Annotated in this window: 13 protein-coding genes; 9 read left to right on the top strand and 4 right to left on the bottom strand. The window is 64.3% G+C overall.

The features are described from left to right. The first annotated feature begins 13 nt into the window (after positions 1 to 13). Both rsd and ACFOMF_RS07610 read left to right on the top strand, forming a co-directional pair. On the top strand, positions 14 to 478 hold the full coding sequence (rsd, locus tag ACFOMF_RS07605) for a sigma D regulator (protein WP_386363142.1): 465 nt from the start codon (positions 14 to 16) through the stop codon (positions 476 to 478). Positions 479 to 503: 25 nt separating this feature from the next. Continuing rightward, positions 504 to 1,088: an AlgP family protein gene (locus ACFOMF_RS07610; RefSeq protein ID WP_386363145.1), complete on the top strand. Its 585-nt coding sequence runs from the start codon at positions 504 to 506 to the stop codon at positions 1,086 to 1,088. Here the strand turns inward: ACFOMF_RS07610 and ACFOMF_RS07615 are convergent. After that, the gene (locus ACFOMF_RS07615; protein ID WP_386363148.1) at positions 1,050 to 1,493 is read right to left on the bottom strand and encodes a TIGR02444 family protein; all 444 of its coding nucleotides are present in this window, start codon (positions 1,491 to 1,493) and stop codon (positions 1,050 to 1,052) included. The two genes, ACFOMF_RS07610 and ACFOMF_RS07615, sit on opposite strands and share 39 nt — an antisense overlap. A 106-nt stretch (positions 1,494 to 1,599) precedes the next feature. On the opposite strand from ACFOMF_RS07615, the gene ACFOMF_RS07620 reads away from it, so the two are divergent. The 3 genes from ACFOMF_RS07620 to ACFOMF_RS07630 are packed head-to-tail and all read left to right on the top strand — an operon-like array spanning position 1,600 to position 4,572. Then, complete coding sequence (locus ACFOMF_RS07620) at positions 1,600 to 3,519, top strand: ATP-binding cassette domain-containing protein (protein ID WP_386363151.1); 1,920 nt, start codon at positions 1,600 to 1,602, stop codon at positions 3,517 to 3,519. A gap of 5 nt (positions 3,520 to 3,524) precedes the next feature. After that, positions 3,525 to 4,112, top strand: a complete 588-nt coding sequence (locus ACFOMF_RS07625; protein ID WP_386363597.1) for a mechanosensitive ion channel domain-containing protein — start codon at positions 3,525 to 3,527, stop codon at positions 4,110 to 4,112. 10 nt (positions 4,113 to 4,122) lie between these two features. Further along, entirely contained in the window at positions 4,123 to 4,572 is a 450-nt protein-coding gene (locus ACFOMF_RS07630) for a YaiI/YqxD family protein (RefSeq protein ID WP_386363154.1), read from the top strand. Here ACFOMF_RS07630 and ACFOMF_RS07635 read toward each other — a convergent pair. Both ACFOMF_RS07635 and elbB read right to left on the bottom strand, forming a co-directional pair. Further along, positions 4,556 to 6,697 carry a putative bifunctional diguanylate cyclase/phosphodiesterase gene (locus ACFOMF_RS07635; protein WP_386363600.1) on the bottom strand — a complete coding sequence of 714 codons (2,142 nt, stop codon included), beginning with the start codon at positions 6,695 to 6,697 and terminating at the stop codon, positions 4,556 to 4,558. The two genes, ACFOMF_RS07630 and ACFOMF_RS07635, sit on opposite strands and share 17 nt — an antisense overlap. 137 nt (positions 6,698 to 6,834) lie before the next feature. Continuing rightward, a complete protein-coding gene (gene elbB / locus ACFOMF_RS07640; RefSeq protein WP_386363157.1) occupies positions 6,835 to 7,500 on the bottom strand; it encodes an isoprenoid biosynthesis glyoxalase ElbB in 666 nt (221 codons plus the stop codon). A gap of 235 nt (positions 7,501 to 7,735) precedes the next feature. Here elbB and hemB point away from each other — a divergent pair, with 235 nt between their 5' ends. Continuing rightward, positions 7,736 to 8,749: a porphobilinogen synthase gene (gene hemB / locus ACFOMF_RS07645; RefSeq protein WP_386363160.1), complete on the top strand. Its 1,014-nt coding sequence runs from the start codon at positions 7,736 to 7,738 to the stop codon at positions 8,747 to 8,749. A gap of 6 nt (positions 8,750 to 8,755) precedes the next feature. Further along, positions 8,756 to 10,969, top strand: a complete 2,214-nt coding sequence (ppk1, locus tag ACFOMF_RS07650; RefSeq protein WP_386363164.1) for a polyphosphate kinase 1 — start codon at positions 8,756 to 8,758, stop codon at positions 10,967 to 10,969. 77 nt (positions 10,970 to 11,046) lie between these two features. Here the strand turns inward: ppk1 and ppx are convergent, their stop codons facing one another. Then, positions 11,047 to 12,543, bottom strand: coding sequence for an exopolyphosphatase (ppx, locus tag ACFOMF_RS07655; RefSeq protein ID WP_386363167.1), 1,497 nt, complete (start codon positions 12,541 to 12,543; stop codon positions 11,047 to 11,049). 268 nt (positions 12,544 to 12,811) lie between these two features. Between ppx and trxA the strand changes: the two genes are divergently transcribed. Both trxA and rho read left to right on the top strand, forming a co-directional pair. Then, positions 12,812 to 13,138, top strand: a complete 327-nt coding sequence (trxA, locus tag ACFOMF_RS07660; RefSeq protein WP_386363170.1) for a thioredoxin TrxA — start codon at positions 12,812 to 12,814, stop codon at positions 13,136 to 13,138. Between the two features lie 218 nt (positions 13,139 to 13,356). Further along, complete coding sequence (gene rho, locus ACFOMF_RS07665; protein ID WP_386363173.1) at positions 13,357 to 14,616, top strand: transcription termination factor Rho; 1,260 nt, start codon at positions 13,357 to 13,359, stop codon at positions 14,614 to 14,616. The last annotated feature ends 15 nt before the right edge of the window (positions 14,617 to 14,631 follow it).

Consider the following 14,631-nt stretch of genomic DNA (forward strand, 5'->3'; position numbering starts at 1 on the left):
AAGTGAGGTCACCATGCTCGAAAGCTGCCGAAATGCTCAGGAACGCTGGGGTGGGGTCCATCTGTTGATCGATCGCTGGTTGCAGGAACGGCACGAGCTGTCGAGTACCTTCGCACGACTGGAGGGCGATCTGGCGTCGTCAAGTCCTCAGCAACTGCAGGAGTTCTGCGAAATCCTCCTGGACTACTGCTCGGCCGGGCATTTCGAGATCTACGAGCAACTCAGCAAAGAGGCTGAAGCCTTTGACGACGTTCGAGGGCTGGAGCTGGCAAACCAGATCTATCCACGGATCCAGGCCATCACCGAAATGGTGCTGGCTTTCAATGATCAGTGCGAGCAGGGGAATTGCCTGGAAAGCCCCATGCTGGCCGATGACCTTGCCCGCCTGGGAGGGCTCCTGGCCGAGCGTTTCGAGCTCGAGGACTGCTTGATCGAAGTGTTGCATACCGCCCATAAGCAGACGGCGGCCACAGCCTGACTCTGCCGCCAAGCTCGAGGTGCCCATGGCCAAGCGTCAGAAACTGTCGACTCCGTTGCAACTGCTGGAGAAGCTTTCCGGCGACCTCCTGACCTATTTCGACAAGGCCTGCAGCCAGTCGCTGAAGGACGCCGAGAAGCTTTCGGCTCGGCTCGAAAAGGAGCGGGGCAGGATCCAGGGCAAGCTGCTCAAGGCGCACGACAAGCGCAAGTCCGCGCTGGACGAGGGCAAGCCGAAGGCGCTGAAACGGGCCGAACGCAAGCTTGGCGAACTGGAAGAATTGTTCGCCCTGGTGCAGGCGCGGCAGCACAGCCTGCTGGCGTACCTGGGCGAGCTCAAGGGCGATATCGAGCGCAGCCGGGCGCTGGCTGACGGAATTCGTGCCGTCGAGCGGGCGGCCGCAGAGGGGCGCCGTGAGCTGGACGAAGTCGGACGGCGAATCCTGCGCCCAGGCGAGTTGGCAGCCACAGGCTCGGAGCCCGCGCCGCGCAAGCGTACTCGTCCTTCGCGGACTGGTGTGACGCCCAAGAGCAATGGGCTTTCCCGCGAACCCGAGCCTGCCCCCGCGACCTCAGCCGACAGCCCTGGCGGCGCTGCGCAAGCGAGCTAGCGCCTGGGGCTCGGCGACAAGCCGATCGAGCCAGGCTGATTCGCCTTTCCCGCTCGGCCAGGGCCGGGTGAGCCGCTCCAAACGTGCCAGAAGCACCCGTTCAGCTTCCAGTTCCAGTGATTTGAGGCGCTCGCGCAGCAGCGCCAGTTCGGCGTCGGCCTGGGCCGGCTCCTTCCAGGCCTGCCGGTGCTGGCGAAGTGGCCGGATCACTCGCTGCTGCCAGTCGTCCGCCAGGTCGATCAGTTCCTCCATTCGGGCGGAGTCGAAGCCGACCCCGCGTCGCTCCAGCCAGGCCCCGCAGAGCAGAATGCAGACGTCGGCTCCCCGAGCCTGTTGCTCCAGGCACAGGGCTTCGATGCCAGGTTGCGCATAGCAGGCGCTGGCGAAGCGCCAGAGGTCGGTCATGAGGTTCTCCTGATGCAGGCCCACCCGCAGCTGGCAGTGCCCGGGGCGGTTTTTTTCGTTGCGCTCGGGGTGGCCCGGCGGGCGGAACTGATAGACTCACCGACCTATGATCCGACTCTCGAACCTTATTCTCCAGCGCGGTCCGCAGCGCCTGCTCGATGGCGCCGAACTGACCCTGCATGCCGGCCACAAGGCCGGCCTGATCGGCGCCAATGGTGCCGGAAAATCCAGCCTGTTCGCCCTGCTGCGGGGTGAACTGACGCCCGACGGCGGCGACTGCCAGTTGCCGCCGGACTGGCGCATCGCTCACATGCGCCAGGAGGTGGACAGCCTTGACCGGCTGGCGGTGGACTATGTCCTGGATGGCGACCAGCACCTTCGGCAGATTCAGCAGCAGTTGGCGCAGGCTGAGGCCGCCCACGACGGCAGCGCCATTGCTCGCCTGCACACCGAATTGGACAACGCCGACGGCTACACCGCCGATGCCCGTGCGCGCAAGCTGCTCGCCGGGCTGGGCTTCGCTTCCGAGCAGATGGACCGCCCGGTGGGCGACTTCTCCGGTGGCTGGCGGATGCGCTTGAACCTGGCGCAGGCATTGATGTGCCCCTCGGACCTGCTGCTGCTCGACGAGCCGACCAACCACCTTGATCTGGACGCGATCCTCTGGCTCGAGGACTGGCTCAAGAGCTATGCCGGCACGCTGCTACTGATTTCCCATGATCGTGACTTTCTCGACGCAGTGGTCGATCACGTCGCCCATGTCGAGCAGCGCAAGCTGACGCTTTACCGGGGCGGCTACTCCGCCTTCGAGCGCACCCGCGCCGAGCGCATGGCGCAACAGCAGCAGGCTTACGAAAAGCAGCAGGCGCAACGCGCGCACATGGAAGACTTCATCCGCCGGTTCAAGGCCAAGGCAACCAAGGCGCGCCAGGCCCAGAGTCGCATCAAGGCCCTCGAGCGGCTGGAAGAACTGGCGCCGGCCCATGTCGACTCGCCGTTCGACTTTCGTTTTCGCGAAGCGGACAAGGTGTCGAGCCCGTTGCTGGACCTGGACGAAGGGCGTCTGGGCTACGGCGACAAGGCCGTGCTGGGGCCGGTCAAGCTGCAGCTGTCACCGGGTGCGCGGATTGGCCTGCTGGGACCCAATGGCGCGGGCAAGTCCACGCTGATCAAGACCCTGGCTGGAGAGCTGGCGCCGCTTGGCGGGCGGCTGACCCAAGGCGAGAACCTCGTCATTGGCTACTTTGCCCAGCACCAGCTCGACGCCCTGGATCCCAAGGCCAGCCCGCTGCTGCACCTGCAGCGCATCGCTGCCAACGAGCGCGAACAGACCCTGCGGGATTTTCTTGGCGGCTTCGATTTTCGCGGTGCGCGCTGCGACGAGGCGGTAGACAACTTCTCCGGTGGTGAAAAGGCTCGCCTGGCACTGGCGCTGATCGCCTGGGAAAAGCCCAACCTGCTGCTGCTCGACGAGCCGACCAACCACCTTGATCTGGAGATGCGCCTGGCCCTGACCCTGGCCTTGCAGGACTTCGAGGGCGCGGTACTGGTGGTTTCCCACGACCGTCATCTGCTCAAGAGCACCACGGACGAGTTCCTGCTGGTGGCTGAAGGGCAGGTGGTGCCGTTCGAGGGCGATCTCGACGACTACGCGCGCTGGCTGGTGGATTTCCGCAGTCGTCAGGCGCAGGCCCAGGTGGCGGCCGGTTCGACCGAGGGTGCCGACAGGACCGACAAGCGGGCTCAGCGCCAGGCTGCCGCGGCCCTGCGTCAGCAACTGGCACCGCACAAGCGCGAAGCGGACAAGCTGGAGAAGGCGCTGGGCAAGCTGCACGAAAAGCTGGCAACGCTGGAAACCCGCCTTGGCGACAGCGCGCTGTACGAGGCCGCGCGCAAGGACGAGCTGCGTCAGCTACTGGCCGAACAGGCCGAACTCAAGGTGCGCGAAGGCGAGCTCGAAGAAGCTTGGCTGATGGCCCTGGAGCGTCTGGAGGTCCTGCAGGCGCAACTGGAGCAGGCCACGTGAACGCCATGCTCGAACAATGGGGGGCGCAGTTGCTGGTCGTGCTGCAGGTCCTGGTGATCATTTCGCTCGCCTTCGTGCTGTCGCGCCTTGTCAGTCGCTTCATGGCGCGCCTGGCCGCACGTTATCCGCTGCCGCAGGAACTCCTGTTGCCGGTGCGTGGCGGCTTGCACTGGTTGATCATCGGTGTCGCGCTGATCATGGTGCTCGAACGCTTCGGCATGTCGGCCACTGTGCTCTGGACCGCCTTTTCCGGTTTCGTCGCGGTGGCGGCGGTGGCCTTCTTCGCCATGTGGAGTGTGCTGTCCAATCTCCTGTGCGCGGTCTTCATCTTCTCTGCGGGCCCCTTTCGTCTGGGGGATCGGGTGGAGCTCATCGAGAACGGCGAAAAGCCCGGGGTGAAGGGCAGGGTGCTGGACATCAACCTGCTCTACACCACCCTCGAAGAGCACCGCGAGTCGGGCGAAACGAACCTTGTGCACATTCCCAACAGCCTGTTCTTCCAGCGCATGGTGAGGCGTTGGAATGGCCAGGCAGGAGCGGCCGAACCCGCCTCGCGGGTTGTTGCCGAGCCCACTGACTCCCCCCTTGGATGAGCGTTGCCTGATGCGAGTCTGGATTGATAACGACGCCTGCCCCCGTGGCGCCCGCGACCAAGTGATCAAGTTCGCCCTCAAGCGCAAGTTCGAGGTGGTGCTGGTGGCCGGGCAGAGCCAGGTCAAGCCGGCCTTTGCCTGCGTGCGGCTGATTGTCGTGCCTAGCGGGCCGGATGCCGCGGACGACTACCTGGTCGAGCACGCCGAGCCCGGCGAGCTGGTGATCTGCAGTGATGTGCCGCTGGCCGACCGGCTGGTCAAGAAGGGCGTGGCTGCGCTGGACCCGCGCGGGCGCGAGTTCGACGAGCGCAACATGGGCGAGCGCCTGGCGGTGCGCAACCTGTTCACCGACCTGCGCGAGCAGGGGCAGGCCGGTGGTGGGCAGGCGGCTTATGGCGAGCGCGACCGCCAGGCCTTTGCCAACGCCCTGGACCGATTGCTGACTAGGCTGTCGCGGTAGCCTGCGGATCCAGCACGTTCAGCGCAGCGCGTTGCGCCAGCCAGTCGGTCAGCCCGTCAAGCGGCAGCGGCCGGCTGAACAGGTAGCCCTGGATCATGTCGCAGCCGTTTCCAGTGAGAAAGGTTTGCTGCGTCGGCTGCTCCACCCCCTCGGCGATCACCTTCAGATCCAGCTTGTGTGCCATGGCGATGATGGCGGCGGCGATCGCGCGATCATTGGCCTGGCTGTCCAGGTCGCGGACAAAGGATCGATCGACTTTCAGGGTGTCCACCGGCAGGCGGCTGAGGTAGGCCAGCGACGAGTATCCGGTGCCGAAGTCATCGATCGACAGCTTGACCCCTAGCGCGCGGATCGACTCGAGCACGGCGACGGCGGCGCTGAGGTTGTTCATCAGAGCGTTTTCGGTGATTTCCACCGTCAGCCGCTCCGCTGCCAGTGCGGTATCGGCGAGAATGTCGGCGATGGCGTCGGGAAGTCTGGGGTTACCGAGGTTCAGTGCAGAACAGTTCACCGCGACCCGCAGGCGCGGACGACCGAGCCGTTGCAAGTCCTGGCAGGCCCGCCGGGTGACCCAGCTGTCCAGTTCGGCGATGAAGCCGTACTGCTCGGCCAACTGGACGAAGCGCTCCGGGCTGATGGCGCCCAGGCGGGGATGCTGCCAGCGCGCCAGGGCTTCCAGGCTGACCACCTCGCCACTGTGGCAATCGATGATGGGCTGGTAGTGAATGCCCAACTGGTCTTCGTTCAACGCGCGCCGCAGATCCTGTTCGAGGGATAGGTCCTCGGCGGCGCGCATCTCCTGGCGGGGATCGAAGCGCAGGCTGCGGTTGCGGCCGCTGGCCTTGCACTGGCCCAGCGCCAGGCCGGCATGCTTGAAGAGATCGTCGAAGCCCTGTCCGTCTTCTGGAAACAGGCTGATGCCGACGCTGGCGGTCAGTTGCAGCCTGGCCCCGCTGACGGAGAAGGGCGGACGCAAATGGGCCAGGATCCGTTCGGCCAGCTGCTCGGCATGGTCACTGGTGTCGAGCAATGCCAGCACGCAGAACTCGTCGCCGGCAAAGCGCGCCAGGACGTCGCGGATACCGAGGGCGGCCCGGATTCGTTGGGCGACCTGTTGCAGGACTTCATCGCCGGCGCGATGGCCGAGGCTGTCGTTGACTCGCTTGAAGTTGTCCAGATCGATGAACAGCACCGCTACGCCCTGGCGGAGATGCTGGTGAGCCGCCAGCACCTGACCTACCACTTCGGTGAAGGCGCGACCGTTGAACAGGTTGGTCAGCGGGTCGTAGTGGGTGATGGCATCGAGGCGCTGTTCCACCTCGTTGAGCATGGCACGCTGCTGGCTGAAGCGTTGCTCGGCCCAACTGGCGACAACACCTGCAACAAGCACCAGCAGGGCGATCAGGCCGATCGCCACCCCCATGGCCAGCTGCTCGCCGTCCTGGTGCAGGTGGTCGGCAAGCAGGTTGGCCTGGTCGGCCGGTACGGCCAGGGTCATGGCGTGCATGCCGGTAAAATGCATGGAGCAGATGGCGGCGCCCATGGCCAGGCTGCAGACGAGCCGTTGCCAGTGCAGGTCCGGTCGGTTGCGATAATGCATCGATAGCGCCAGCGCCGCCAGCGACGCGGCAATGGCGATCAACACCGAGGCGGCGACGCCGGTCGGGTCGTAGAACGCCTGGGCTTGCGAGCGCATCGCGGCCATGCCGATGTAGTGCATGCCGGCGATGCCGAGCCCGGCCACCAGCGAGCCGCCGAGGTATTGCCGACCACTGAGCCGCTCGCGACCCAGCAGCCTCATCAGCAGCCAGGACGCGGCGATCGCGACCGCCAGGGAAAAGCCGGTAATACCGGGGCTGTAGCGGATCGGCAGGCTGGTCTCCAGCGCCAGCATGGCGATGAAGTGCATCGACCAGATCCCCCCGCCCAGGCTCAGCACGCCCACGGCACGCCACAACGCGCGACTGGCGCTGCTGCGACTGACGCTGATGCGGTGGGCCATCGCCAGGGCGGTGAAGCCGGCGGTCGAGGCGATGAGAAAGGACAACAGCACCAGACCGGCGCCATGACTACTGTGGATGGAGAGATAGTCCGCCGGCATGTCGGACATAAAAAGCGGTAACAGCATGGTCGCGCTCGGGAGGGGCTTTTGCCTGGTCGATCAGGTCCAGGAAGACGGCGCAGTGTACGAAGGGGCAAGGCAATAACCAAGCCCCCGCACGGTTGATCGATCGGCCAGGATGCCGCCTGCAGGCCTGGCCGTCAGCGGGCCTCGGTCATCTCCAGCACCTGGTCTACGAGCTTGTTGATGCCCGCGGCGGCCTCGCTGATCGTCTGCGCCAGCATGTAGGCCGGGGTAGTGACAAGCTTGTGCTTGTGGTCCACCACGATGTCGTCCACCGCGCAGGCTTGGTGCTCGGCGCCCATCTGCCGAACCGCCGCGGCGGCATCGGCCTCGTCGCTGCCAAGGGTGAGGGTCACGCCGGTTCCGAAGATATGGGTGGCCATGGTCGGCGCGATGCACATCAGGCCGATCGGCTTGCCGGCCTGGGCGAATGCCTGGGTGAGCGCCAGTACCTCGGGATTGACCTGGCAGTCGGGGCCCTGGGTAGCGAAGTTGCAGAGGTTTTTCGCAGCGCCGAAGCCGCCGGGCAGGATCAGGGCGTCGAAATCCTCGGCACGGGCTTGCGCCAGCGGCTTGATCTCGCCACGGGCCAGGCGCGCTGCCTCGATCAGGACGCTGCGGCGTTCGGGCATTTCTTCGCCGGTGAGGTGGTTGATGACGTGCATCTGCTCGATCTCGGGCGCAAAGCACTGGACCTTGGCGCCGCGCTGGTCGAGTCGCAACAGGGTGACGACGCTTTCGTAGATTTCCGAGCCGTCATAGACGCCGCAGCCGGACAGTATCACAGCGACTTTCTTGTTCATGGGATGGCTCCTGCTCGAGTTGGGACGGATGATCATGCTACTGCCTGCTCCGTCGCAGGTTAAGCGTGGTGTCTGTGGTATTGGATACCCTGGCACAGCGAGCGTTCGCCCGGCACTGGCACACCGGTGCGCCGCTGGAGACAATGGTCGCCTGGGCCGGCGGGTGTCATCATGGGGTCATCTGCCAGCGGTATCACTGTCCCACTCGCCCGTGCGCCGGGCCTGGAGTCCTGTCTTGAGTCTTGTTTCTGCCCACCGGCTGTTTCCCGGCACCCGCCTGCGCCGCAACCGCCGCGATGATTTTTCCCGTCGCCTGGTCCGCGAGACGACCCTCAGCGTGGATGACCTGATCCTGCCGGTGTTTGTCCTCGAAGGGGAGGATCGCCGCGAAGAAGTGGCCTCGATGCCGGGGGTCGAGCGGCTGTCGATCGACCTGCTGCTGGCCGAGGCCGAGGAGCTGGTGGCGCTGGGTATCCCGGCCGTGGCGCTGTTTCCGGTCACCCCGGCGGACAAGAAGTCGCAGGACGCCGCCGAGGCGTGGAATCCGGACGGCCTGGCGCAGCGTGCCACCCGTGCCCTGCGCGAACGCTTCCCCGAGCTGGGCGTCATCACCGACGTGGCCCTGGATCCCTTCACCACGCATGGCCAGGACGGCATCATCGACGCGGAGGGCTACGTGCTGAACGACGTTACCGTGGATGCGCTGGTACGCCAGGCGTTGTCCCACGCCGACGCCGGGGCGCAGGTCGTGGCGCCCTCGGACATGATGGACGGCCGCGTCCAGGCGATCCGCGAGGCGCTCGAGCTGGCCGGGCATGTCAACGTACGCATCATGGCCTATTCGGCCAAGTACGCCAGTGCCTACTACGGGCCGTTCCGCGATGCCGTGGGGTCGGCCGGCAATCTGGGCAAGAGCAACAAGAACAGCTACCAGATGGATCCGGCCAATGGCGACGAGGCGCTGCACGAGGTGGCTGCCGATCTGGCCGAAGGTGCCGACATGGTGATGGTAAAGCCGGGCATGCCGTACCTGGACATCCTCTGGCGGGTCAAGGAGGCCTACCGGGTGCCGACCTTCGTCTATCAGGTCAGCGGCGAATATGCCATGCACACTGCGGCGATACAGAACGGCTGGCTAAGCGAGGCGGTGATCCTCGAGTCGCTCACGGCGTTCAAGCGGGCCGGGGCCGACGGCATCCTGACCTACTTTGCCAAGCGGGCCGCACAACAACTCAAGAAGGGCCAATGACGACTCATGAGTGACGAAGCTTCCAGCACCTCGGTTGACGAGCTGGCACCCCTGGTGCCACCAGCGCCCGAGCAGGACCTGAACGATGCCGTCGAGGCGATTCCGGTGGCCAGCCTTCCGGTGCCGGCCGTGCCGATCCCTGGGCTGGACGACAACAGCCTGTACATCCACCGCGAACTGTCGCAGCTACAGTTCAACATTCGCGTGCTGGAACAGGCCCTGGACGAGTCCTATCCGCTGCTGGAACGACTGAAATTCCTGCTGATCTTTTCCAGTAACCTGGACGAATTCTTCGAGATCCGCGTGGCGGGGCTGAAGAAGCTCATCACTTTCGCCCGTGAGCAGGCCGGTCCCGACGGGCTGCTGCCGCATCAGGCCCTGGCGCAGATTTCCGAGCTGGTGCATGAGCAAGTGGCCCGGCAGTATTCGATCCTCAACGACGTGCTGCTGCCGGAGCTGGAAAAGCAGCAGATCCGTTTTATCCGTCGTCGGCACTGGACCACCAAGCTCAAGACCTGGGTGCGCCGCTACTTCCGCGACGAGATCGCGCCGATCATGACCCCTATCGGTCTCGACCCGACCCACCCCTTTCCGCTGCTGGTGAACAAGAGCCTGAACTTCATCGTCGAGCTGGAAGGCGTGGACGCCTTCGGTCGCGACTCGGGCCTGGCGATCATCCCCGCGCCGCGCTTGCTGCCGCGCATCATCCGAGTGCCGGAGGAGGTCTGCGGAAGCGGCGACAACTTCGTCTTCCTGTCCTCGATGATCCATGCCCATGCCGATGACCTGTTCCACGGCATGCGCGTCAAGGGTTGCTATCAGTTCCGCCTGACCCGCAACGCCGACCTGGCGGTGGACGCCGAGGATGTCGAGGACCTCGCGCGGGCGCTGCGCGGCGAGCTTTTCTCGCGCCGCTACGGCGATGCGGTACGGCTGGAGGTGGCCGACAACTGCCCGCCGCACCTCACTGACCAGTTGCTGCTGCAGTTCGGCCTGGCCGAGTCCGAGCTGTATCGGGTGCATGGACCAGTCAACCTGATCCGCCTGTTCAGCGTGACCGGGCTGGAAAGCCATCCCGAACTGCAATATCAACCGTTCACGCCGACTATCCCGCGGCTGCTGCAGAACAGCGAGAACATCTTCAACGTCATCGCTCGCCAGGACATCCTGCTGCTGCACCCCTACGAATCCTTCACGCCTGTGGTGGACATGCTGCGCCAGGCAGCCAAGGACCCGGCCGTGGTGGCGATCAAGCAGACCCTCTACCGCAGCGGCGCCAATTCGGAGATCGTCGATGCGCTGGTGGAGGCCGCGCGTAACGGCAAGGAAGTGACCGCCGTGGTGGAGCTGCGCGCGCGCTTCGACGAGGAATCCAACCTGGCGCTGGCCAGCCGCCTGCAGCAGGCCGGTGCGGTGGTGATCTACGGGGTCGTGGGATACAAGACCCACGCCAAGATGATGCTGGTACTGCGCCGCGAGCAGGGCGACTTCGTGCGCTACGCCCATTTGGGTACGGGCAACTATCACGCGGGCAATGCGCGGCTCTACACCGACTACAGCCTGCTGACCTCCGACGAGGCGCTGTGCGAGGACGTGGCCAAGCTGTTCAGCCAGTTGATTGGCATGGGCAAGACCATGCGCATGAAGAAACTGCTGCACGCGCCCTTCACGTTGAAGAAGGGCATCCTCGACCTGATCGCGCAGGAGAGCCAGCACGCCCATGACGGCAAGCCGGCGCACATCATCGCCAAGTTCAATTCGCTGACCGATCCAAAGATCATCCGCGCGCTGTACAAGGCCAGCCAGAGTGGCGTGCGCATAGACCTTATCGTGCGTGGCATGTGCTGCCTCCGACCGGGCATTCCCGGTGTGTCGCACAACATCCATGTGCGTTCGATCATCGGACGCTTCCTCGAGCACAGCCGGGTTTACTACTTCCTCAACGACGGGGACGAAAAGCTCTATCTGTCCAGCGCCGACTGGATGGAGCGCAACCTCGACAAGCGCGTCGAGACCTCCTTCCCGTTGGAGGGCAAGAAGATGCTGACCCGGGTGAAAAAGGAGCTCGAGGCCTACCTCACCGACAATACTCAGAGCTGGGTGCTGCAGTCCGATGGCAGCTACCTGCGCAACAGTCCCATCGGCAACCAGAATGCCCGCAACGCCCAGGCGACCATGCTCGAGCGGCTGACCACGGCGAACATGAGGGTGCGCGGCTAAGCCGGGCCTCTGGAGGCGAGCGGAGCGAAATGCCGCGCGCCATGGCTGAGGCGCTGCAATCGCTGTTCTTGCCGCCGTCAGCTCACCGTCAGGGCGAATTCGATTCGCTTGAGCCACTCCGCTTCCTGGGCGAAGTCGGCCTGGGTCAACGGGTGGGCTTGCAGCCAGCCTTCGGGGAAAACCACATCCAGGCTGTTGTCGCCAGGTTGCAGGCGGATCTCCGGGGCTTGCTGCGGCCCGCGAATATGGTGGAAGAGGATGGCGAAGCGCAGCAGCACGCAGAGTCGGGTCAGTGTGATGCCGTCCTCGGACAGCTCCGCGAACCTGGCCTGGGGGATGTTGCGGCGATGGCCGCGGACCAGCAGCGCCAGCAGCGCCTGGTCACGGCGCGAGAAGCCGGGCAGGTCGGAATGCTCGATGAGGTAGGCACCGTGCTTGTGGTAGTGATAATGCGCGATATCCAGCCCCACCTCGTGGATCCGAGCGGCCCAGCCCAGCAGTTCGCGGTCACGCCCGCCGTCCAGATTCCAGGCCTCGCAGACCTGGTCGAAGGCTTCCAGTGCCTTGGCCTCGACCCGCGCGGCCTGTTCGAGGTCCACATGGTAACGGTCCATGAGACTCTTGAGGGTTCGCTCGCGGACATCTTCGTGATGGTGGCGGCCTAGCAGATCGTAGAGCACTCCTTCACGCAGGGCCCCTTCGGAATGGCTCATCTGGGCCAGCTCGAGGGCGTCGAATACCGCTTCGAGAATCGCCAGGCCGGCGGGAAAGACGCCGCGGCGATCAGGCTTGATGCCCTCGAGGTCGAGCTTTTCCGTCTCGCCGATCTTCAACGCCTTGCGCTTGAGCCAGGCCAGGCCTTCACGGTTGATCTCGCCGCTACCGAGCCCGGCAGCCTTGATCGCCAGGCCGACCGCGCGGATGGTGCCGGAGGCGCCTACCGACTCGTCCCAGCCCAGCCGGCAAAGGCCCTTCTCGATCGCCATCAGCTCGAGACGTGCGGCGGTGTAGGCCTGGGCGTAGCGCGAGGATGTGATCCTGCCGTCGTGGAAATAACGCTGGGTGTAGCTGACGCAGCCCATCTGCAGGCTCTCGCGCAACTGTGAATCGAAGCTTTCGCCAATGATGAATTCGGTACTGCCGCCACCGATGTCCACCACCAGGCGCTTGCCGGGCGGGCCCGGAAAGGTATGCGAGACGCCCAGGTAGATCAGGCGCGCCTCTTCCCGTCCGGAAATGACCTCGACCTGATGGTGGATGATTTCCTCCGCCCGACGGATGAACTCGGCACGGTTGCGCGCTTCGCGCAGGGCATTGGTGCCTACGATACGCACGGCGCCCTCGGGCAGGGTATTGACCAGTTGGGCGAAGCGCTTGAGACAGTCCAGGCCGCGTTGCATGGCCGCCTCGTTGAGCTGTCGGCTTTCATCGATGCCGGCGGCAAGCTGAACCTTTTCCCCCATGCGCTCGAGGATGCGCAGATCACCATTGGTAGGGCGCGCCAACACGATGTGGAAACTGTTGGAGCCCAGGTCGATGGCGGCAATCAGGGGGAAGTTCTTGGTTTGCGGCATGCTGAAGACCTGTCTGGTGGTTTCCGTCGTGGACCGGGGGCCCGGTTTCCTTTCGTCACCCTCGATCAGACCATCTGTCTCGCCACTAGGTCTGAAGCACTGGCTGGGCCGCAATCGTGCCATGCCCGGGTTGCTTAGCCAACGAATCACTGTGCTGAAGATGTCCGAAAGGTGTCGCCCGGCCCCGCGGCAGGGCGCCTGCCTTCCTGTGGCTGCAAAGCCGGGCTATCATGTCGCGCAGTTTCCGTTTTACGACCTGGAGAGATCCATGAGCGACTTCATTACCAACGTGAGCGATTCCAGTTTCGAGCAGGACGTGCTTCAGTCGGACGGCCCGGTGCTGGTGGACTACTGGGCCGAGTGGTGCGGACCCTGCAAGATGGTGGCCCCTGTGCTCGACGAGATTGCCAAGGATTACCAAGGCAAGCTCAAGGTGTGCAAGCTGAACATCGATGAAAACCAGGAGACGCCCGCCAAGTACGGCGTCCGTGGCATCCCGACCCTGATGCTGTTCAAGGGCGGCAATGTCGAAGCGACCAAGGTCGGCGCGCTGTCCAAATCGCAGCTTGCTGCCTTTCTCGACAGCAATATCTGATCGAAGGCCCTGCCTTGCGCCCCGCCGGATGGCGGGGTTGATTGCACCGTTACGCTGGACGCCCCGGTCCGGCGGTGCTAAATTCGGGGCCGCGACGTTTTCAGTCGCCCCCTGCATGCCGTCGCCGACGCACTCCCGCCCTTTCGATCGCGAACCTGTCCGTCTCTGCTGCGCGGCTTTTCTCAAGCTCAACGCTTTCTTCACGCCTCCCCGACTCTATGAATCTGACCGAACTCAAGCAAAAGCCCATCACCGAACTGCTGGAAATGGCCGAGCAGATGGGCATCGACAATATGGCCCGTTCGCGCAAGCAAGACGTGATCTTTGCGTTGCTGAAGAAACATGCGAAGAGCGGTGAAGAGATTTCCGGTGATGGAGTGCTTGAAATCCTCCAGGACGGCTTCGGCTTCCTGCGTTCGGCAGACTCCTCGTATCTGGCCGGCCCCGACGACATTTATGTCTCGCCCAGCCAGATCCGCCGGTTCAACCTGCGTACTGGCGATACCATCGTCGGCAAGATCCGCCCGCCAAAAGAAGGCGAGCGTTACTTTGCATTGCTCAAGGTCGATACCATCAACTTCGATCGCCCCGAGAATGCCAAGAACAAGATCCTGTTCGAGAACCTCACCCCGCTGTTCGCCAACAAGCGCCTGACCATGGAAGCCGGCAACGGGTCCACCGAGGACCTCACCGGCCGGGTGATCGACCTCTGTGCGCCGATCGGCAAGGGGCAGCGTGGCCTGATCGTGGCGCCGCCGAAAGCGGGCAAGACGATCATGCTGCAGAACATCGCCAGCAATATTACCCGCAACAACCCCGAATGCCATCTGATCGTCCTGCTGATCGACGAGCGCCCGGAAGAAGTGACCGAGATGCAGCGCACTGTGCGCGGCGAAGTGGTCGCCTCCACCTTCGATGAACCGCCGACCCGCCACGTGCAGGTCGCCGAGATGGTGATCGAGAAGGCCAAGCGCCTGGTCGAGCACAAGAAGGACGTGGTCATCCTGCTGGACTCCATCACCCGTCTGGCGCGCGCCTACAACACGGTGATCCCGAGTTCCGGCAAGGTGCTCACCGGCGGCGTCGACGCCCACGCGCTGGAAAAGCCCAAGCGCTTTTTCGGAGCAGCGCGCAACATCGAGGAGGGCGGCAGCCTGACCATCCTCGCTACCGCGCTGGTGGAAACGGGTTCGAAGATGGACGAGGTCATCTACGAGGAATTCAAGGGTACCGGCAACCTTGAGCTGCAGCTTGACCGCCGCATCGCCGAGAAGCGCGTCTTCCCCGCGATCAATATCAACCGCTCCGGCACCCGTCGCGAGGAGCTGTTGACCGGTGAGGAAGAGCTGCAGCGCATCTGGATCCTGCGCAAGCTGCTGCATCCGATGGACGAGATCGCCGCCATCGAATTCCTCCTCGACAAGCTGAAAGACACGAAGACCAACGACGAATTCTTCATGTCCATGAAGAGGAAATAAGCTGCAGGCTGCAAG

The sequence above is a fragment of the Stutzerimonas tarimensis genome (assembly GCF_042648805.1).
GTDB lineage: Bacteria > Pseudomonadota > Gammaproteobacteria > Pseudomonadales > Pseudomonadaceae > Azomonas > Azomonas tarimensis.